Source organism: Bradyrhizobium sp. USDA 3262, assembly GCF_054060035.1.
Genome location: NZ_JBSSCT010000001.1, coordinates 5,133,292 through 5,152,370 on the forward strand (window position 1 = coordinate 5,133,292; position 19,079 = coordinate 5,152,370).

General features: G+C 65.5%; 15 protein-coding genes. 9 read left to right on the forward strand and 6 right to left on the reverse strand.

Annotation, left to right across the window (positions count from 1 at the left end; all coding sequences use genetic code 11):
* Positions 1-14: 14 nt before the first annotated feature.
* A complete protein-coding gene (locus ACVWYP_RS23620; RefSeq protein WP_304500053.1) occupies positions 15-233 on the forward strand; it encodes a hypothetical protein in 219 nt (72 codons plus the stop codon).
* Positions 234-508: 275 nt separating this feature from the next.
* Here ACVWYP_RS23620 and ACVWYP_RS23625 read toward each other — a convergent pair whose 3' ends face one another.
* The 4 genes from ACVWYP_RS23625 to ACVWYP_RS23640 all read right to left on the reverse strand — a co-directional run bounded on the left by ACVWYP_RS23625 (position 509) and on the right by ACVWYP_RS23640 (position 4,325).
* A complete protein-coding gene (locus ACVWYP_RS23625) occupies positions 509-1,048 on the reverse strand; it encodes a hypothetical protein (protein ID WP_304500054.1) in 540 nt (179 codons plus the stop codon).
* A 9-nt stretch (positions 1,049-1,057) separates the two neighbouring features.
* Positions 1,058-2,281, reverse strand: a complete 1,224-nt coding sequence (locus tag ACVWYP_RS23630; RefSeq protein ID WP_304500055.1) for an SLC13 family permease — start codon at positions 2,279-2,281, stop codon at positions 1,058-1,060.
* 177 nt (positions 2,282-2,458) lie between these two features.
* Positions 2,459-3,400 (reverse strand): alpha/beta hydrolase, encoded by a 942-nt coding sequence (locus ACVWYP_RS23635; protein ID WP_304500056.1) that lies wholly within the window; start codon positions 3,398-3,400, stop codon positions 2,459-2,461.
* A gap of 145 nt (positions 3,401-3,545) precedes the next feature.
* On the reverse strand, positions 3,546-4,325 hold the full coding sequence (locus ACVWYP_RS23640; protein WP_304500057.1) for an SDR family NAD(P)-dependent oxidoreductase: 780 nt from the start codon (positions 4,323-4,325) through the stop codon (positions 3,546-3,548).
* A 257-nt stretch (positions 4,326-4,582) separates the two neighbouring features.
* Here ACVWYP_RS23640 and ACVWYP_RS23645 point away from each other — a divergent pair, with 257 nt between their 5' ends.
* On the forward strand, positions 4,583-5,599 hold the full coding sequence (locus tag ACVWYP_RS23645; protein ID WP_304500058.1) for a DUF2155 domain-containing protein: 1,017 nt from the start codon (positions 4,583-4,585) through the stop codon (positions 5,597-5,599).
* A 104-nt stretch (positions 5,600-5,703) separates the two neighbouring features.
* Here the strand turns inward: ACVWYP_RS23645 and aat are convergent, their stop codons facing one another.
* Positions 5,704-6,384, reverse strand: coding sequence for a leucyl/phenylalanyl-tRNA--protein transferase (gene aat, locus ACVWYP_RS23650; protein WP_304500059.1), 681 nt, complete (start codon positions 6,382-6,384; stop codon positions 5,704-5,706).
* 223 nt (positions 6,385-6,607) lie between these two features.
* Between aat and ACVWYP_RS23655 the strand changes: the two genes are divergently transcribed.
* The 7 genes from ACVWYP_RS23655 to ACVWYP_RS23685 all read left to right on the forward strand — a co-directional run bounded on the left by ACVWYP_RS23655 (position 6,608) and on the right by ACVWYP_RS23685 (position 18,080).
* Positions 6,608-8,053 carry a DASS family sodium-coupled anion symporter gene (locus tag ACVWYP_RS23655; RefSeq protein WP_018271403.1) on the forward strand — a complete coding sequence of 482 codons (1,446 nt, stop codon included), beginning with the start codon at positions 6,608-6,610 and terminating at the stop codon, positions 8,051-8,053.
* A gap of 268 nt (positions 8,054-8,321) precedes the next feature.
* Positions 8,322-9,563, forward strand: a complete 1,242-nt coding sequence (locus ACVWYP_RS23660; RefSeq protein WP_304500060.1) for an MdtA/MuxA family multidrug efflux RND transporter periplasmic adaptor subunit — start codon at positions 8,322-8,324, stop codon at positions 9,561-9,563.
* Positions 9,560-12,667: an MdtB/MuxB family multidrug efflux RND transporter permease subunit gene (locus ACVWYP_RS23665; protein ID WP_304500061.1), complete on the forward strand. Its 3,108-nt coding sequence runs from the start codon at positions 9,560-9,562 to the stop codon at positions 12,665-12,667. The genes ACVWYP_RS23660 and ACVWYP_RS23665 overlap by 4 nt, the downstream gene beginning before the upstream one ends.
* A 3-nt stretch (positions 12,668-12,670) precedes the next feature.
* Complete coding sequence (locus ACVWYP_RS23670; protein WP_304500062.1) at positions 12,671-15,952, forward strand: efflux RND transporter permease subunit; 3,282 nt, start codon at positions 12,671-12,673, stop codon at positions 15,950-15,952.
* Positions 15,953-15,988: 36 nt separating this feature from the next.
* Entirely contained in the window at positions 15,989-17,425 is a 1,437-nt protein-coding gene (locus ACVWYP_RS23675) for an efflux transporter outer membrane subunit (protein WP_304500063.1), read from the forward strand.
* A gap of 8 nt (positions 17,426-17,433) precedes the next feature.
* Positions 17,434-17,742 (forward strand): hypothetical protein, encoded by a 309-nt coding sequence (locus ACVWYP_RS23680; RefSeq protein ID WP_304500064.1) that lies wholly within the window; start codon positions 17,434-17,436, stop codon positions 17,740-17,742.
* An 11-nt stretch (positions 17,743-17,753) separates the two neighbouring features.
* Positions 17,754-18,080, forward strand: coding sequence for a BA14K family protein (locus ACVWYP_RS23685; RefSeq protein ID WP_304500065.1), 327 nt, complete (start codon positions 17,754-17,756; stop codon positions 18,078-18,080).
* Positions 18,081-18,321: 241 nt separating this feature from the next.
* Here the strand turns inward: ACVWYP_RS23685 and ACVWYP_RS23690 are convergent, their stop codons facing one another.
* Positions 18,322-18,957, reverse strand: a complete 636-nt coding sequence (locus tag ACVWYP_RS23690; protein ID WP_259243730.1) for a hypothetical protein — start codon at positions 18,955-18,957, stop codon at positions 18,322-18,324.
* Positions 18,958-19,079: the final 122 nt, after the last annotated feature.

Genomic DNA, 19,079 nt, shown 5'->3' on the forward strand with positions numbered 1-19,079 from the left:
CCGAGGAGGTTCTAATGACAAAGCATCGAACGATTACCGGGTTCGTGGCTGTCGCCCTGCTGGCTGTCACCGCAACCGCCGCGACCATCAAGTCGCACGCGCCCCGGACCGACGGCATTGCCGTCGCCGGCGCGGACGCGCTCCCGGCCAAGGATTTCAGCGACCGCTGGTCCGCGATATCCGATTTGCCTCCGGCAACGGACGCGGCCGGGCGTGCAGCTGACGCGCGTTAAGGTCATGGACCGAGGTCCGGCCCGTTCGAGGGCGCGACCCGCGCAGAGATCACTCGTCTCGCAACAAAAAGCCCCGCCGAAGCGGGGCAAGATGTTGAACGACTTAGTTTTGAGCGACTTAGTCTTGAGCGACTTAGTCTTGAGCGATTTGGTCTTGAATAGAACTAACGATTCTGTCGCGCCGGAATAGCGCAGTCATTCACCAATACAGGATCAGCCCACGATCGCAGAGATCCACGGATGCGCTGATCACGAAACGTGCTTCAACCGAAAAATCACTGGCCCAATGTATCGGTCGCGATCTTCTTCTTGAGTGCTTCGCAGGTGTCCCTGACCTCGGCGGTCATCAACGAGACGGCTTCGATCTGCAGGAAGAAACGCTTGCCCTGATCGCGGTAACCGGCAGCGAACTCCTTGATCTCCGCGATCATCTCATGGACGCCTGCGACCATGACCTCGCAGTTCTTGGCGGCCAATTGCAGTTCCGATCCAAGGGCCTCGATCTCTTTCACCGCCGCTTCATATTCGCGCACGACCGCCTCGGCCGACAGCTTGCCTACCTCGTTGACGCCGTTGCGATGCTCGACATAGTCCGGCATCGGTGAGAGGGGGCGGATGTTGCTGCGTGGTCGATGCGAAGTCACCGTGTTGATTTCATCCTCCATCTGCTCCGACGGAGCGCGGGCGAGGACCTCTGCACTAACACTCATGCGGACTCTCCATAACTTGTTACGGCGAATGGAGTTTAGCAATGTCAACGGATTTGTCTCGATTTTCCACAGTTTTGAGCTAAGCGCAATTGTGCGCTGCAGCATTGTGTTGCGTCAATGTGGCGCGTCGGGGTGCCAGCCAAGCAGGGCGAGCATCACAAAGAAGCCGACGACATAGGCCGCCATGATCGGCCAGCCCTGGGTGATCCAGCGGACCACCGATTTGGCTTCCGGATACATGTTGGACACCGCAACGCCCGCCGACGAGCCGAACCAGACCATCGACCCTCCAAATCCGACCGCGTAGGCGAGAAAGCCCCAATCATAGCCGCCTTGCTTCAGCGCCAGCGCGGTCAGGGGAATATTGTCGAACACCGCCGAGACGAAGCCGAGCCCGAGCGCGGTCTGCCACGATGCGGCGGGCAATTTCTCCACCGGCATCATCGAGGCCGCCGTCACCAGCGCGAGCAGGAACACGGTGCCCTTCAGCGTCTCGGGCATCACCGACCAGTCCGGCCGCCGCAGCAATGAGGTGACCAGGATCGCGGCCCAGACCGCGAGCCCGAGCACGGGCAGCGCATCGAGCAGCGCGGGGAACTTCAGATTGGCCGTCACATTGGCCGTCAGCGCGGCCAGCAGGATCACGGCCACGATCGCAACCCGCGCCCAGTCGATTCTGAGGCCGGACGGTGCATCCTTCACGATCGGGGAAAAGCGGTGCTGTTGCAGCGAGGCCGGCACCGCAAACACCAGCATCGCAACGATCGCTGCGACATAGGCCTCCACGACCGTGAGCGGGCTGATGCCGTCGATCCACATCATCGTCGTCGTGGTGTCGCCGACGACGCTGCCGGCGCCGCCGGCATTCGACGCGGCGACGATGGCCGCGAGATAGCCGATATGGACGCGGCCACGGAACACGTGGCGGGCCACGGTGCCGCCGATCAGCGCGGCCGCGATATTGTCGAGGAAGGCCGACAGCACGAACACGATGACCAGCAGGATCAGTCCGCCCTTCCAGTCATCGGGCAGCAGCGCCGGCATCTCGTCGGGAATGCGGCTTTCCTCGAAGTGGCGCGACAGCAGCGCAAAGCCCATCAGGAGCAGGAACAGGTTGGCGAGCGTGACCCACTCATGCTCCATGTGATGCGCGAGACCGGGCAGGCCCGCGCCGAATTTCGCAAAGCCCGCGAACAGCAGCTTGTAGGCGACGATCGCGGCAAGGCCCGTCAGCGCAACCGCGAGCGTGTGGTGATGGAAGATCGCGACGCCGAGCAGCGTCAGCGCGAACAGGATGAAATCGAGCGGGATACCGTAGACGAGGAGTGGCGTGAGCAAGACGATCTCGATGGCTGGAGTGCCCGGCGGCGTGAGGCGCTGACGGCGGCACTATAGCGCGGCGTCGGGAACTTCAAGGCGCGCTAACGCCGCAACAGGAACGCTGCAACGGGCTCGCGATGCGCTCGCGAGCCCGATCGGGGACGACGCCGGGCACGTCGCCGCTGATCCGATTGCTCAGCCCAGCGTCTTCAGCCAGGCGCTGATCTCGGTCACCGCGATATTGGCCTGATTGAGCAGCTTGCCCATGGTGAAGAAGCCGTGGAACTGGCCGGGGAAATGCCGATAGGTTACCGGCACGCCGGCGTCCTTGAGGAATTTCGCATATTCGTCGCCTTCGTCGCGCAACGGATCGGCGCCGGCGGTCAGCACATAGGCCGGCGGCAATCCGGCAAAGTCCTTTGCGCGCGCCGGCGAGGCGCGCCAGTCGCTGTTGTCGGCGTCACCGAGATAATGGTTGGCGAACCAGCCGATCACCGAATGCGTCAAGAGGATGCTGGTCTCGGGCTCGCGATGCGAGGGATGCTTCCGCGAGAAATCGGTCGCGGGATAGATCAGCAACTGGGCGGCGAGCTTCGGTCCGCCGTCGCGGGCGGTGAGGGCAACCACGGCCGCGAGGTTGCCGCCGGCGCTATCGCCGCCGACGATCAGGCGCGCGGCGTCGATGCCGAGATCCCTGGCATTGGCGGCGACCCATCGGGTCGCGGTGACGGCGTCGTCGACCGCGGCAGGGAAACGATGCTCAGGCGCGAGGCGATAATCGATCGAGATCACGATCAACTCGCCCTCATGGGCAAGCTTCTGGCAAACCACCTCATGGGTATCGAGATCGCCGATCACCCAGCCGCCGCCGTGGAAGAACACCAGGCATGGCGCGAGCCCGTCTTTCTTGCGCAGCGTGTTCGGCGTGTAGATGCGGGCAGGGATGGCGCCGTGCGGCGCGGGGATCGCGAGCGGCTTGCTGGATTCCAGCGCGGGCGGCTCGGGATTGGAGACGACGCGGGCGGCCCGATAATAGTCGCGTGCTTCCGGTGCGGTCAGCGTCTCATAGGCTGGACGGCCGGCCTCCTGGAACGCCTTGTAGACGGCAGCGGCATCGGGATCGAGTACGACGGGCATATTGTTTGTGACCTATGATGTTCGGTTTTCATTGATGTCATTCCGGGGCGGTCCGCAGGACCGAACCCGGAATCTCGAGATTCTCGGTGCGCAATTGCGCACCTGAGGGTTCGGTCCTGCGGACCGCCCCGGAATGACGGTCGTGTCAGGCGGCGGTACGGCCGCCGTCGACGGTGTAGGCGGAGCCGGAGACGTAGCTCGCCTCGTCGGAGGCAAGAAAAGCGACGATGGAGGCGACCTCGCTTGCGAGGCCAAGCCGGCGCGCCGGGATGCGGTCGACGATCTTCTCGATCGGCGGCGGCGCGTTGCCGCCGGAGCGGCCCTGCAGGATCGTGCTCAGCATCCGGCTCTCGATCATGCCGGGGCAGACGCAATTGACCCGCACGCCAGTGCCGGTGCATTCCCAGGCCGCGCTCTTGGTCAGCCCGATCACCGCGTGCTTGCTGGCGCTGTAGACCGCGATCATCGGTGATCCCACGAGGCCGGCGATCGAGGCGGTGTTGATGATGCTGCCCTTGTTCTGCTTCAGCATGACAGGCAGCACATGCTTCATGCCGAGGAAGACGCCGACCACATTGACGTCGAGCACCCGGCGAAAGCTCTCCAGCGAATATTCAGGGATCGGCTTGATGTCGCCCTCGATGCCGGCGTTGTTGTAGAAGGCGTCGATGGTGCCGAAGCGGTCGACGGCGGCGCGGACATAGTCCGTGACCTCGTCCTCGTCGGTGACGTCGGCTTCGATCGCGAAGGCCTCGGCCGAGGCCGGCAGGTCCTTGGTGGCGGCCTTGAGGTCGGCCCCCTTGCGGTCGACTGCGACAATCCGCGCACCCCGTTCGCCGAGCAGTTGGAGCGTGGCGGTTCCGATGACGCCGGCAGCCCCGGTGACGACGGCGACCCTGCCGTCGAGCCTGATGCGATCTGGCATGGTGGGTTTCCTCTGGCTGGTCCGGTTCGATCCGGATTTTCCTGGTTTTCACGCGTGGCCGCGTGCCTTCAGCGTGAGGACTATCACACGTGTTCCCAGGAGTGACCAGAGGCTGACCAAAGGCTGCCCAGCGGACCGGGGAGAGGTGGCCGGGTGCCCTTTCCCCGCCGTATTCGGCGTGTTAACCGGTGACCTGCGAGCGGCCGATATCAAGGTAGACTGTCGCGAGCCCGATTCGCCCTTTAAAGCCGCGCGAGATGCTTCGAACCGTTGCCCTGACTGGCTTTGCGGCCCTGGTTGCCGCCTCAACCATCTCGCTTGCGCCGCCCGCGCGCGCGCAGATCGGAACGATTTTCTCCGATCCCGCGCCGCGTCCGCCCGGCTCGATCCCGCGTGGTCAGCCGGCTCCTCCCAGCGACGACGACGAGGAAGTGCCGGAATTGCCGCGCGGCCGCCTGCTGCCGACACAGCCGCGGGCCCTGCCGCCAGGCCAGGCGGTACCGCCGCCCGGCAGCGTGCAGTCGCAGCCGCTGGCGCCGCCGCCCGGCTCGACGGTGGCTCCGCAGGGCACCCAGCCCGGGGTCGCCGTGCAGCCGCCGCAACCCGGCGGTCCCGCCGTTGCCAACACGCCGCCCGGTGCCAACCCGCTGCCGCCGGGGCAGCGTCCCAAGGGGACGCCCCAGGGCGCGCCGCAAGGCACCGCGCCGCAGACGCCTGCCGCGTTGCAGCCGGGCGACGAGGTCGTGCAGGAGCCGCCGTCGACCAAGATCACCAACAAGAAGGCGAGCTTCTCCGGTCTCGACAAGATCACCGGACGCATCATCAATTTCGACGAGGATATCGGCGAGACCGTGCAGTTCGGCGCGCTGCGGGTGAAGACCGATGCCTGTTACACGAGGCCGTCCACGGAAGCTGCCAACACCGACGCCTTTGTCGAGGTCGACGAGATCACGCTGCAGGGCGAGGTGAAGCGGATCTTCTCTGGCTGGATGTTCGCGGCGAGCCCCGGCCTGCACGGCGTCGAGCATCCAATCTACGACATCTGGCTGACCGACTGCAAAGGACCGGACCAGACCATCGTGACCGCCGCGCCCGATCCGCCGAAGGCGCCGACGCCCCCATCGCCGCCGGCCCAGAAGCGCGTGCCGCAGAAGCAGGCCGCGCCGCGTCCGCCGCCGCAGCCGTTGCCGCAATATCAGCAGCAGCCGCCACCTCCGCCGCCCCAGCAACAGCAGCGGCCGGGCGGGCTGTTCGGCGGATTGTTCGGAAACTGATTGGCACTTCGTAGCCCGGATGAAGCGCAGCGAAATCCGGGTTTCCCGCGGAGAGACTTGTCCCGGATTGCGCTTCGCTGCATCCGGGCTACGCGATCAACCGATCAATTGCGCTCGGCGATGATCGCCAGCGCGTCGGCACCCTTGACCGGCTGGGTGGCGTCGAGCTTGCGGAAATCCGCCGGTGCGCCCGATATCGCCTTGTCGAGCAGCGTGCGATAGCGGCGCCGCGAGATCTCGATCGCGCCGAACGTCCTCAGGTGCTCCGTCACATATTGCGTGTCGAGCAGTTCGAACCCGCCCGCGATCAGCCGCGCCACCAGATGCACCAGCGCGACCTTCGATGCGTCGCGCGTGGTGTGAAACATGCTTTCGCCGAAGAAGGCGCGGCCGAGGCTGACGCCGTAGAGCCCGCCGACCAGATTGTCGTCCTGCCAGACCTCGACGCTGTGGCAATGGCCCGACGCGTACAGCCCGACATAGAGATCGCGGATGCGCTTGTTGATCCAGGTGTCGTCGCGGCCGGGCTGCGGCGCCGCGCAGCCGGCGATCACGGCCTTGAACGCGGTATCGACGGTGACGGTGAAGGCATCCGTGCGCACGGTGCGCGCCAGGCGGGAGGCGACGCGGAAGCCGTCGAACGGAATCACGCCGCGCAATTCCGGCTCGACCCAGAACAGGGTCGGATCGTCGGCGCTCTCCGCCATCGGGAAGATGCCGCAGGCATAGGCGCGCAGCAGCACCTCGGGCGTGATCTCGGAGGAGGCGGAGTCGCGTGAGGTCATAACGCCAAGGATAGCAAAGCGCGGGCGGTCTTGCGATGGGGGCTGCCACCGGGACGCTACGTGTTGACGAAACGCGCCGGTTCCTCCACAAGCCGCGCCGTTCCGCCGCAGTTTCCCGAGACGGACTGCGCGGTCGTGCTAGATTGCAACAAAAAGATGGCGGCGCTGGCGGGACACGGTGGCTTGCGCGCCCGACAATCGACACAGGTGAGGGGGACGCTGCATGAAATGGTCATGGCGAACGTTTGCGCCGTTGCTGGTCTGGCTGGTGATCTATCTGGTCCCGGTGCCGTCGGGGCTGAACGCCAATCAGTGGCACTATTTCGCGGTGTTCGCCGCCGTGATCACCGGGCTGATCCTTGAATCGATGCCGGTCGGCGCGGTCGGTCTGATCGGCCTGACGGTCGCCGGCATCGGCGGCTATGTCGAGCACGATCCGAACAAATCGCTGCGCTGGATGCTCGGCGGCTTTTCCGAGAGCACGGTGTGGCTGATCGTCGGCGCCTTCGTGTTCTCGATCGGCTATCGCAAGAGCGGGCTCGGCCGCCGGCTGGCGCTGCTCTTGGTGCGCGGCCTCGGCCGCCGCACCATCGGGCTCGGCTACGCGGTGGCGTTCTCCGATCTCGTGCTGGCGCCGGCGACGCCGTCCAACACCGCGCGCTCGGGCGGCACCATCTATCCGATCGTCAGCAACATCCCGCGCATCTACGGTTCCGAGCCCGGCCCGACCGCGGGCAAGATCGGCACCTTCGTGATGTGGACCGCGTTCGCGACCACGGCCGTCACCAGCTCGCTGTTCCTGACCGCGCTGGCGCCGAACGCCGCCGCGCTCTCGATCGCCAAGAAGCTCGTCAACATCGAGGTCGGCTGGTCGCAATGGTTCATCGGCTTCGCGCCGCTCGGCATCCTCTTGCTGCTGCTGGTGCCGCTGCTCAGCTATCTGGTCTGCCGGCCCGAGATCAAGGAGAGCCCGGAGATCGTGACCTGGAGCGAGGGCGAGCTCGCCAAGATGGGGCCGCCGTCGCGGCACGAATGGATCATGGCGGTGCTGGTGGTGCTCGCGATGTTCCTGTGGATCTGCGGCTCCAACCCCAATATCAGCGTGCCGCTGCTCGGCTCGAACTTCATCAACGCGACCACGGTCGTGTTCGTCGTGATCTCGCTGATGCTGCTGACCGGCGTGATCGCGTTCGAGGACATCGTCGCGGAGAAAAGCGCGTGGGAGGTGTTTTTCTATTTCACCTCGCTGCTCACGCTATCGTCGGGCCTCAATGAGATCGGCTTCATCAAATGGGTGGCCGAGGGTTATGCCAAGCCGCTCTCCGGCACGTCGCCGCTGGTCGGGATGATCCTGCTCGTCACCTTCTTCTTCTGGATCCACTATTTCTTCTCGAGCATCACCTCGCATACCGCCGCCGTGCTGCCGGTGGTGCTCGCCGTCGGCTCCAGCATTCCCGGCCTGTCGGTGCAGACCCTGATGCTGCTCTGCGTCTATTCGCTGGGCCTGATGGGAGTGATCTCGCCCTATGCCACGGGACCGGCGCCGATGTATTACGGCAGCGGCTATATCGGCAAAGGCGACTTCTGGAAATTCGGGCTGATCTTCGGCTTGATCTACTTTGCCGGATTGTTGCTGATCGTGTTGCCCTGGTTACAAATGATCGGGTAAAATAGCCACAATCCAGCGAGAAACAGCCGCCGACCGGGAAGGAGCACTTTCCTTTCCGATTCTTAACGCGCTTTGTCCGGCAGAAGCCTTCAAAATCCTTCGTCGGATGTGGCGCGCGCGGAGTTCAGGGGACACATAGAGCCGCGCGAGCTCATTCGTGTTCCTTCGTGGGCAGGTTATGGACCAGCAGATCAAAGACCCGTCGATTGTGGCGCCCGAGCGAACCAGGCGAGGGTCGCGTTGGCGAGGGTTTCTGACCGGATGTCTCGTGCTGGCGGTGCTTGCAGGCATCGTCTGGTGGACGCGGCAGCAGGCCGCGCCGCCGCAGGCCGGTGGCGGGCGCAACGCCGGGCCGATGTCGATCGTGCCGGAGACGATCGGCAACGGCGATATCGGCGTCAGCCTGAATGCGCTCGGCACCGTGACGTCGCTCGCGACCGTGACGATCAGGAGCCAGATCAGCGGCTATCTGATGAAGATCGATTTCAAGGAGGGCGATGAGGTCAAGAAGGGCGACCTGATCGCCGCGATCGATTCGCGTCCCTATGAAGCGACGCTGGCGCAGGCCAAGGGACAGCTCGCCCGCGACGAGGCGCAGCTGAAGGGCGCCCAGGTCGATCTCACCCGTTACCAGAACCTCGCCGCGCAGAACGCCGTGCCGCATCAGACGCTCGACACCCAGGTCGCGCTGGTCGCACAGTATCAGGGCACGGTGGAAGCCGATCGCGCCTCGGTGAAGTCGGCCGAGGTGAATTTGCAATATTGTCACATCGTGTCGCCGATCAACGGGCGCGTCGGACTGCGCCAGGTCGATCTCGGCAACTATGTGACGCCCGGCGACACCAACGGCCTCGTCGTGATCACGCAGCTCGAGCCGATCAGCGTGCTGTTCACGCTGCCGGAGGACAATCTGCAGGCGGTCGCGAGGCGGTTGAAGGAGGGCGCGGTGCTGCCGGCAGCGGCCTATGACCGCAGCGGTGCCAACAAGCTCGCCGAGGGATCGTTGCAGACCTTCGACAGCCAGATCGATGCGACCACCGGCACCATCAAGCTGCGCGCGCAGTTCGAGAACGACAAGCGCACACTGTTTCCGAACCAGTTCGTCAACGTCCGCCTGCTGCTCGATACCCACAAGGATGCGACGACGATGTCGACCGCCGGCATCCAGCGCGGTGTCCCCGGCACCTTCGTCTATCTCGTCAATGCCGACAGCACGGTCTCGGTGCGGCCGGTCAAGCTCGGCGTCACCGATGGCGACCGGGTCGAGGTGCTGTCCGGGCTTGTGCCTGGCGATCGCATCGTGATCGACGGCGCCGACAAGCTGCGCGAGGGCGCCAAGGTGGTCGTGCGCTCCGCCACTGACGCCGCGAACCCGGCCGCTGCGGCCAAGGGGACGGCGAGTGGTGCGGCGAACGGGGCCACGAAGGGCGACGGCAAGGGAGATAGCAAGGACGGCGCCGATCCCGGAGGCGGCCACCACAAGCGGTCCGAGGACGGGCAGAAGAAATGAACCCGTCGCGGCCATTCATCCTGCGGCCGGTGGCGACGACCCTGATGATGATCGCCATCATGCTGTCGGGCATGCTGGCGTTCAGATTTCTCCCGGTCGCGGCGCTGCCGGAGGTCGACTATCCGACCATCCAGGTGCAGACCTTCTATCCGGGCGCGAGCCCCGACGTGATGACCTCGTCGGTGACGGCGCCGCTCGAGGTGCAGTTCGGCCAGATGCCGAATCTGACCCAGATGAGCTCGGTGAGCTCGGCGGGCTCGTCCGTGATCACGCTGCAGTTCGGCCTGTCGATCTCGCTCGACGTCGCCGAGCAGGAGGTGCAGGCCGCGATCAATGCCGCGGGCAATCTGTTGCCGTCGGACCTGCCGGCGCCGCCGATCTACGCCAAGGTCAATCCGGCTGACGCGCCGATCCTCACCCTCGGCCTGACCTCGAAGACCATGCCGCTGACCCAGGTGCAGGATTTCGTCGACACGCGGCTGGCGCAGAAGATCTCGCAGCTGCCCGGCGTCGGCCTCGTCAGCATCAGCGGCGGCCAGCGGCCGGCGGTGCGCATCCAGGCCGACATCCGCAAGCTCGCGGCCTATGGCCTCAACATCGACGATCTCCGCACCACGCTCGGCAATGCCAACGTCAACACGCCGAAGGGCAATTTCGACGGCGCGATGCGCGCCTACACCATCAATGCCAACGACCAGATCCGCAATGCCAGCGACTACCGCTCGCTGATCATCGCCTACAAGAACGGCTCGCCGGTCCGCCTCAGCGACGTCGGCAACGTCGTCGACGGCGCGCAGAACGACAAGCTCGGCGCCTGGATGAACGAGACGCCGGCGATCATCCTCAACATCCAGCGCCAGCCCGGCGCCAACGTGATCTCGGTGGTGCAGGGCATCAAGGACCTGCTGCCGCAGCTGCAGGCCACGCTGCCGGCCGCGATCGACCTCAATATCCTGACCGACCGCACCGTCACGATCCGGGCCTCGGTGCGCGACGTCGAATACGAGCTGTCGCTCGCCGTGATCCTGGTCGTGCTTGTGATCTTCGTGTTCCTGCGCTCGACCCGCGCCACGCTGATCCCGAGCCTGTCGGTACCGCTCTCGCTGGTCGGCACGCTCGGCGCGATGTATCTGTTCGGCTTCAGCCTGAACAATCTGTCGCTGATGGCGCTGACGATCGCGACCGGCTTCGTGGTCGACGACGCCATCGTCGTGATCGAGAACATCTCGCGCTACATCGAGGAGGGCGAGTCGCCGCTCGAGGCGGCGCTGCGAGGGTCCGAGCAGATCGGCTTCACCATCATCTCGCTGACGGTGTCGCTGATCGCGGTGCTGATCCCGCTGCTGTTCATGGGTGATGTCGTCGGCCGCCTGTTCCGCGAATTCGCCATCACGCTGTCAGTCACGATCCTGATCTCGGCTGTGGTGTCGCTGACCCTGGTGCCGATGGCCTGCGCAAAGCTGCTGAAGCCGGAGGCCATGGCGCGGGAAAACACCTTCCAGCGGCTCAGCCGCGAAGGCTTCGATGCCGTGATCGCGATCTACGCCCGGATGCTCAACTGGGTGCTGGATCGCCAGACCTTCGTGCTGCTGATCGCGCTTGCCACCTTTGGCCTGACGGCGCTGCTCTATGTCGTCATCCCCAAGGGCTTCTTTCCGGTGCAGGACACCGGCGTGATCCAGGCGATCTCCGAGGCGCCGCAATCGGTGTCCTATGCGGCGATGGCCGAGCGGCAGCAGCGGCTCGCCAGCGCGATCCTGAAGGATCCGGACGTGCAGAGCCTGTCGTCGTTCATCGGCGTCGACGGCACCAACACCACGCTGAACAGCGGCCGCATCCTGATCAATCTGAAGCCGCATGAGCAGCGCAAGGCCAATGTCTCGACGATCATGGACCGGATCAAGGCGAGCACGGCGGCGCTGACCGGGATCACGCTCTACATGCAGCCGGTGCAGGACCTCACCATCGAAGGCACGGTGAGCCGGACGCAGTACCAGTTCATCCTGCAGGATGCCGATCCGAACGAGCTCGCGGAATGGACGCCGAAGCTGGTCGACAAGCTCCGGGAATTGCCCGAGCTCAGCGACGTCACCAGCGATATCTCGGCGCAGGGGCTTTCGGTGTTCGTCGACATCGACCGCGACCAGGCGGCGCGGTTCGGCATCACGCCGGCAACGATCGACAACGCGCTGTACGATTCCTACGGCCAGCGCATCGTCTCGACCGTCTTCACCAATTCGAACCAGTACCGCGTGATACTGGAAGCCGATCCGTCGCTGCAGACTTCGCTGGATTCGCTGTCGTCGATCTATCTGCCGTCATCGGTGGGCTCGACGCCGGTGCCGCTGTCGGTGATGGCCAAGATGCGGGTGGAGACCGCGCCGCTGCAGATCTCGCATCTCGGCCAGTTCCCGTCGGCAACGGTCTCGTTCAACCTGGCGCCCGGCGCTTCCCTTGGAGGGGCCGTGACGGCGATCAAGCAGGCGCAGGCCGACATCAACCAGCCGCTCGGCATGATCACGAGCTTCCAGGGTGCGGCGCTGGCGTTCCAGTCCTCGCTCTCCAACCAGCTGTTCCTGATCCTCGCCGCGATCATCACGGTCTATATCGTGCTCGGCGTGCTCTATGAGAGCTTCATCCATCCCCTGACGATCCTCTCGACGCTGCCTTCCGCGGGCATCGGCGCGCTGCTGGCGCTGATGATGGCCGGCCAGGATCTCACCATCATCGCGATCATCGGCATCATCCTCCTGATCGGCATCGTGAAGAAGAACGCGATCATGATGATCGACTTCGCGCTCGATGCCGAGCGCAACGAGGGCAAACCGCCGCGGGAGGCGATCTACCAGGCCTGCCTGCTGCGGTTCCGGCCGATCATCATGACGACGATGGCTGCGGTGCTCGGCGCACTGCCGTTGATGCTCGGCAGCGGCGCGGGGTCCGAGCTGCGGAATCCGCTCGGTATCTCGATCGTCGGCGGCCTGCTGGTGAGCCAGCTGCTGACCTTGTTCACGACACCGGTGATCTACCTCTGGTTCGATCGCCTCGCGCTGCGGTTTGCCGGGCGGGCGGACGAGATCGGCGAGGCGAGCGGGTCGCGTTGAGTCATGGATCCGTCAACGCCCTTCATCCGTAGGCCGGTCGCAACGACGCTGTTGACGTTCGGGCTCGCGGCGGCCGGCATCGTCGCGTTCTTCAAGCTGCCGGTGTCGCCGCTGCCGCAGGTGGATTTCCCGACCATCTCGGTGCAGGCGACGCTGCCCGGCGCCAGCCCGCAGGATGTCGCGACCACGGTCGCCAGTCCCCTCGAGCGCCATCTCGGCCAGATCGCCGATGTCACCGAGATGACGTCGTCGAGCTCGGTGGGCTCAACCCGCATCACGCTGCAGTTCGGGCTGAATCGCGACATCAACGGCGCGGCGCGCGACGTGCAGGCCGCGATCAATGCGGCGCGGGCCGACCTGCCGACCAGCCTGCGCAGCAATCCAACCTACCGCAAGGTCAATCCTGCCGACGCGCCGATCCTGATCCTGACGCTGACGTCGGATACGCTGACGCGCGGCGATCTCTACGACGCCGCCTCCACGGTGCTGGCGCAGAAGCTGTCGCAGGTCGAGGGCATCGGCGAGGTCGTGGTCGGCGGCAGCTCGCTGCCGGCCGTGCGCGTCGATCTGATCCCGCAGGCGCTCTACAAATACGGCATCGGCCTGGAAGACGTCCGCGCGGCGCTGTCGAGCGCCAACGCCCACAGCCCCAAGGGTGGCATCGACGTCGGCGACCAGCGCTACCAGGTCTACGCCAACGACCAGGCCAACAAGGCCGACGACTACAAATCGCTGATCGTGGCCTACCGCAATGGCGCGCCGGTTCATCTCTCCGATGTCGGCGAGGTGGCCGACGGCGTCGAGAATTTGCGCAATGCCGGTCTCGCCAACGGCAAGCCGGCGGTACTGATCATCCTCTACCGGCAGCCGAACGCCAATATCATCAGTACCGTCGACCTCGTGAGGGGGCTGATGCCGCAGCTGCAGGCATCGGTCTCGCCGGCGATCGACATCGGCTTTGCGGTCGACCGCTCGACCACCATCCGCACCTCGCTTCGGGACGTCGAACGAACCCTGGTTCTGGCGGTGCTGCTGGTCATCATCGTGGTGTTCGCGTTCCTGCGCAATGTGCGCGCCACCTTCATTCCGGTGGTGGCGGTCTCGGTGTCGCTGGTCGCGACCTTCGGGGCGATGTACCTGTTCGGCTACAGCCTCGACAATCTCTCCCTGATGGCGCTGACGGTCGCGACCGGCTTCGTGGTCGACGACGCCATCGTGGTGCTGGAGAACGTCACCCGCTACATCGAGGACGGCCTGAGCCCGCTCGAGGCCGCGCTGAAGGGCGCCAACGAGGTCGGCTTCACCGTGCTGTCGATGAGCATCTCGCTGATCGCGGTGTTCATCCCGATCCTGCTGATGGCCGGCATCGTCGGACGGCTGTTCCGTGAGTTCGCGATGGTGATCTCGATCTCGATCCTGATCTCGCTCGCGGTCTCGCTGGCGACCACGCCGATGATGTGCGCCGTGCTGCTGAAGCCGGACGCCGGCGGCCATGGCCGGCTCTATTGGGCGAGCGAGCGCTTCTTCGAGGCGATGCTGAATTTCTACCGCAGGACGCTGACCGCGGCGCTGGCGCATCCGCTGTCGGTGATGCTGATCCTGGCGGCGGTATTCGGCCTCAACTTCTATCTTTACGACGTGATCCCGAAAGGCTTTTTCCCGCAGCAGGACACCGGCCGGCTGGTCGGCTCGATCCAGGCCGACCAGAGCGTGTCGTTCCAGCTGATGCAGCAGAAGCTCGCGCAGTTCGTCGGCATCATCAAGCGCGATCCGGCGGTGGAGACGGCGGTCGGCTTCACCGGCGGCGGGCAGACCAATTCCGGCTTCGTGTTCGTCTCGCTGCGTCCGCTCGATGAGCGCAAGATCGGCGCCGACGGCGTGATCGCGCGGCTGCGCCGCGAGATGTCGGTGGTGCCGGGCGCGAGCCTGTTCCTGCAGGCGGTGCAGGACATCCGGGTCGGGGGCAGGGCCTCGAACGCGCAGTATCAGTACACGCTGCAGGGATCGACGCTGGAGGAGCTCAACGAATGGACGCCGAAGATCGCCGCGGCCCTGCAGCGCGATCCTGATCTCGCCGACGTCAACAGCGACCAGCAGAACAAGGGCCTGGAATCCGATCTCGTGATCGACCGCGACGCCGCGGCCCGGCTCGGCATCACGGTGAGCCAGATCGACAACACCCTCTACGATGCCTTCGGCCAGCGGCAGGTGTCGACAATCTATGTCGCGCGCAACCAGTATCACGTCATCATGGAGGTCGCGCCGCGCTACTGGCAGAATCCGGAGACGCTGAAGGACGTCTATATCAGCACGTCCGGCGGATCGGTCGGCGGCTCGCAATCGACCAACGCGGTGGCAGGCACGGTCGTCGCCCCGGGCAACTCCAGCGCGGCCAGTGCGGCCAACGCCCAGGCCGCGCGCAACCAGGCCACCAACTCGATCGGTTCGACCGGGAAGGGCGTGGCCTCGACCGGATCGGCCGTCTCCACCAGCAGCGAGACCATGATCCCGCTGTCGGAAGTTGCAGCGTTCAAGCAGGGCGCGACGCCGCTTGCGGTCAATCACCAGGGCCTGTTGGTCGCCAACACCATCTCGTTCAACCTGCCGCCGAACGTGTCGCTGAGCACGGCGGTCGGCAGCATCGAGGCGACCATGAACCGGATCGGGGTCCCGGCCACGATCCGCGGCACCTTCCAGGGTACCGCCAAGGCGTTCCAGGACTCGCTGAGCAACCAGCCGTTCCTGATCCTGGCCGCGCTGGTTGCGATCTACATCGTGCTGGGCGTGCTCTACGAAAGCTACATCCATCCGCTGACCATCTTGTCCACATTGCCCTCGGCGGGTGTGGGCGCCTTGCTGGCGCTGATGGCATTCAAGACCGAGTTCAGTATCATGGCGCTGATCGGCGTCATCTTGCTGATCGGCATTGTGAAGAAGAACGCCATCATGATGATCGACTTTGCGCTGGAGGCGGAACGCAGGCGCGGGCTGGAGCCGCTCGAGGCGATCCGGGAGGCCTGCCTGCTGCGCTTCCGCCCGATCATGATGACGACGATGGCCGCGCTGCTCGGGGCGGTGCCGCTGGCGATCGGCATGGGCGACGGCGGCGAGTTGCGGCAGCCGCTCGGCATCGCCATCGTCGGGGGCCTGATCCTGAGCCAGGTCCTCACGCTCTACACGACGCCGGTCATCTACCTCTATCTCGACCGGTTCCGCCTGTGGGCCCAGCGCCTCCGCCGCGGCGCGCCGCGGATGCCGGGCTCCTCACTTCAACCGGGCGAGTAAATGCCGACAGGTGCAGCGTTGCGAAATCTTCAGTTGATGCGCAAGCCGATCCGGTTTCTGCGCGTGGCGGCGTTCGGCGGCCTCAGCCTCGGTCTGTCCGGCTGCATTCCCGGAGCGGAGAAGCCCGAGCTCAGCTTGGAAGTGCCGGCGAGCTACAAGACTGCGGCCAAGGGCGATGCCGACGCGGCCGTTCCGGCGCTCGCCTGGTGGCGCGGCTTCCGCTCGCCCGAGCTGACCGGGCTGATGGAATCGGCGCAGCTCTACAATCTCGACATCGCGGTGGCGATCGCCCAGATCGTGCAGGCCGACGCCCAGGTCGGCGTGTCCGGCGCCGCGCTGCTGCCGTCCATCTCCGGATCGGCGAATGCCGAGCGTCAGCGCGTGGCAACGGGATCCAGTTCGTCGCTCGGCACCAGCGGCACTTTCTCGCAATACAGCCTCGGGCTGAGCGCAAGCTACATCGTCGATTTCTGGGGCAAGAACCGCGCGACGCTGTCGGCTTCGGAGGAGAGCGCGACCGTCGCGCGCTACAATCGCGAGGTGGTGGCGCTGACCACGATGGCGACGGTCGCCAACACCTATTTCCAGCTGCTGGCGGCGCAGGACCAGATCAAGGTCACCCGCCGCAACCTCGCGGCGGCCGAGCGCATCCTTGCGCTGATCAAGTCGCAATTCGCCGGCGGCACCGCCTCGCAGCTCGATTTGTCGCAGCAGGAGGCGCTGGTCGCGACGCAGCGCGCGGCGATCCCGCCGCTCGAGGTGACGGTCGGGCAGAACACCGCGGCGCTCGCCGTGCTGGTGGCGCGCGCGCCGGCCGATTTCAAGGTGCGCGGCGGGTCCACCACGCAGATCGCGGTGCCGCGCGTGACGCCGGGACTGCCGTCGGAACTGCTCTACCAGCGGCCTGACGTCCGCGAGGCCGAGGCGCAACTGGCGTCGTCCAATTTCAGCGTCGACGCGGCGCGCGCGGCGTTCTTTCCACAGATCCAGCTGACCGGCACCACCGGCTTCCAGAGCGCGGCGCTCGCCTCGCTGTTTGCGCCGGGCGCCTGGTACTACACGCTCGCCGCCGGGCTGACCCAGCCGCTGTTCGACGGCTTCCTGCTGGAGAGCCAGCTCAAGCTCGCCAAGGGCCAGCAGCTGCAGAACCTGCAGGCCTATCGCAAGGCGGTGCTGTCGGCCTTCGCCGATGTCGAGAAGGCGCTGATCGCGTTGCAGAAGTACACATTGCAGGAGCGCCTGCAGTCCGACGTCGTCGCCGCCTCGCGCAAGGCGTTCGAGGTCGCCGAGACGCAGTTGCGCGGCGGCACGGTCAACCTGATCACGGTGCTGCAGGCGCAGCAGACGCTGTTCACCGCCGAAAACAATCTGGTCACGGTCCGGCTCAACAAGCTGCTGGCGGCGAGCAGCCTGTTCCAGGCGCTCGGCGGCGGCTGGACGCCCGCCGGTACGCTGGCGGCGGCGGTGCCATGAGGTCAGCCATGCAACGTTTCGCGACACTCCTCGTTGCCCTCGTCATCGGGTTTGGCGCATTGACCGGCGCGTCCCGCGCGCAGCAACGGCCACCCAACAGCGTTCCGCTCGCCTTCGGCATGAGCGCCGCGAAGGCCAGCCAGTCGCTCGGCGTTCCCCTGAATTACGTGCGCGGCACGCCGGGCAATGAATTGTTCGTCGCGCTGCCCAATGTCAGGGGCAGCGTGCTGTCGAGGCGCAGCGACGGGCTCTATCTGCAATTCGGCAAGGGACGCCTGATCGCCTGGAAGGGCGATTGGGGCACCCTTCCGCAATGAGGGTTTCGGCCATGATCGCCATGAGAGGACTGATCGCGTGCGCCGCCATCGCGCTGAGCGTAGCCGCGGCGTCGGCCCAGCAGCGGCCGTTGCGCTACGGCAGCACCGGCGGCGCGTATTTCGACGGCAGGGACGACGATCGCGATTTTCGAACCAACGGCTATTTCCCCGGCAATTTCGCGGCCGATCCCTTCAGCGCAGGTTTCGGTGCGGCCGGCCTGTTCGGCTCGACGCCGTGGCACTCGGCGCGGCCCTATCCGTCGCAGGTTGTGTTTGGCGCACCGTGTCAGGACTGCCGTCCGCAGCGCGCACGCCGGCACCGCGGCAGGCACGAGTGAGGCGCTTCGGAGAGGCTTGATGCCTCTAAAGCGTGATGAGATTAGGTTCAGCTGGAGCGGCGTCGAAGGTTCACCTCTCCCTTGGGAGAGGTCGATTTGCGCAGCAAATCGGGTGAGGGATTACGGTCTATCGAGAGAACAAGAGCCCTCACCCGGATTGCTTCGCAATCCGACCTCTCCCCGGCGGGGAGAGGTGAACCGAGACCGCGCCAAGCCGATTCAAACCAAAATTCTTCCTGCTCTAGGCCTTGCGCAAGAGCTCGTCGATGATGCGCGGCTTCATCCAGCCGGCCTTGTCGATGATTTCGTTGCGCAGGGTGTCCTTTTCCATCTCGTATTGTTCATGCGAGATTTCCCGGCCACCGGTCGCGGTGATCCCGTACGTCTCGAGCAGCGCGTTGTGCCGCGCCTTCCACGCGATCACATGCTCGGTCATGACTTGCGTCACGGATGGAAGGAAGCCGGGATGGCTTTCCAGGCCGCATGACACGGTGGTCTGCGGGTCTCCCGCCAGCATGATCACGTTCCACTCGTCGTAGCCGATCAGCCCCATCTGCGCGTAGAGAAACGCGCCATGCGGTCCATCCCAGATCTTCTGGTCGATGACCAGGAACGGCACCGCGTGGCAGTGGCCGTGGCGCGCAGTCATGTCGCGGTTGAAGGTCTCGGTACGATCCTGCAATCGCTTGCTGGCCGCAGCGAACACGGCGAGGCGATTGTCGGCCGTCGGCACGATGCCGGCTTCGTCATCAGGCGCGAAGCCCGCATCGCGCAGCATCGACCCGATCAGTGGGTGATCCCACTGCTGCTTGTGAAAAGCGGGCGTCGCGGCGTCGGCGCCCGGCGCCGGACGCACGGTCTCCTTGAGCTCGCCCAAGGTCGTCTCTTGCTTCTTTCCAAAAACTGGCCTGCGCCCGAACATCGCGTGCCGCTCCTGCCAAGCAGTCGGCACAAGCATCGCAAAGGACGCCCAGAACTTTCTTAACCGGTCAGGCGTGG

Excerpts from the sequence above, each read along its gene's own strand:
- ACVWYP_RS23665 (WP_304500061.1), top strand. The coding sequence starts at position 9,560 with ATGAACCCGTCGCGGCCATTCATCCTGCGGCCGGTGGCGACGACCCTG.
- ACVWYP_RS23620 (WP_304500053.1), top strand. The coding sequence starts at position 15 with ATGACAAAGCATCGAACGATTACCGGGTTCGTGGCTGTCGCCCTGCTG.
- ACVWYP_RS23645 (WP_304500058.1), top strand. The coding sequence starts at position 4,583 with ATGCTTCGAACCGTTGCCCTGACTGGCTTTGCGGCCCTGGTTGCCGCC.
- ACVWYP_RS23670 (WP_304500062.1), top strand. The coding sequence starts at position 12,671 with ATGGATCCGTCAACGCCCTTCATCCGTAGGCCGGTCGCAACGACGCTG.
- ACVWYP_RS23685 (WP_304500065.1), top strand. The coding sequence starts at position 17,754 with ATGATCGCCATGAGAGGACTGATCGCGTGCGCCGCCATCGCGCTGAGC.
- ACVWYP_RS23655 (WP_018271403.1), top strand. The coding sequence starts at position 6,608 with ATGAAATGGTCATGGCGAACGTTTGCGCCGTTGCTGGTCTGGCTGGTG.
- ACVWYP_RS23635 (WP_304500056.1), bottom strand. The coding sequence starts at position 3,400 with ATGCCCGTCGTACTCGATCCCGATGCCGCTGCCGTCTACAAGGCGTTC.
- ACVWYP_RS23625 (WP_304500054.1), bottom strand. The coding sequence starts at position 1,048 with ATGCTGCAGCGCACAATTGCGCTTAGCTCAAAACTGTGGAAAATCGAG.
- ACVWYP_RS23640 (WP_304500057.1), bottom strand. The coding sequence starts at position 4,325 with ATGCCAGATCGCATCAGGCTCGACGGCAGGGTCGCCGTCGTCACCGGG.
- ACVWYP_RS23675 (WP_304500063.1), top strand. The coding sequence starts at position 15,989 with ATGCGCAAGCCGATCCGGTTTCTGCGCGTGGCGGCGTTCGGCGGCCTC.
- aat (WP_304500059.1), bottom strand. The coding sequence starts at position 6,384 with ATGACCTCACGCGACTCCGCCTCCTCCGAGATCACGCCCGAGGTGCTG.
- ACVWYP_RS23680 (WP_304500064.1), top strand. The coding sequence starts at position 17,434 with ATGCAACGTTTCGCGACACTCCTCGTTGCCCTCGTCATCGGGTTTGGC.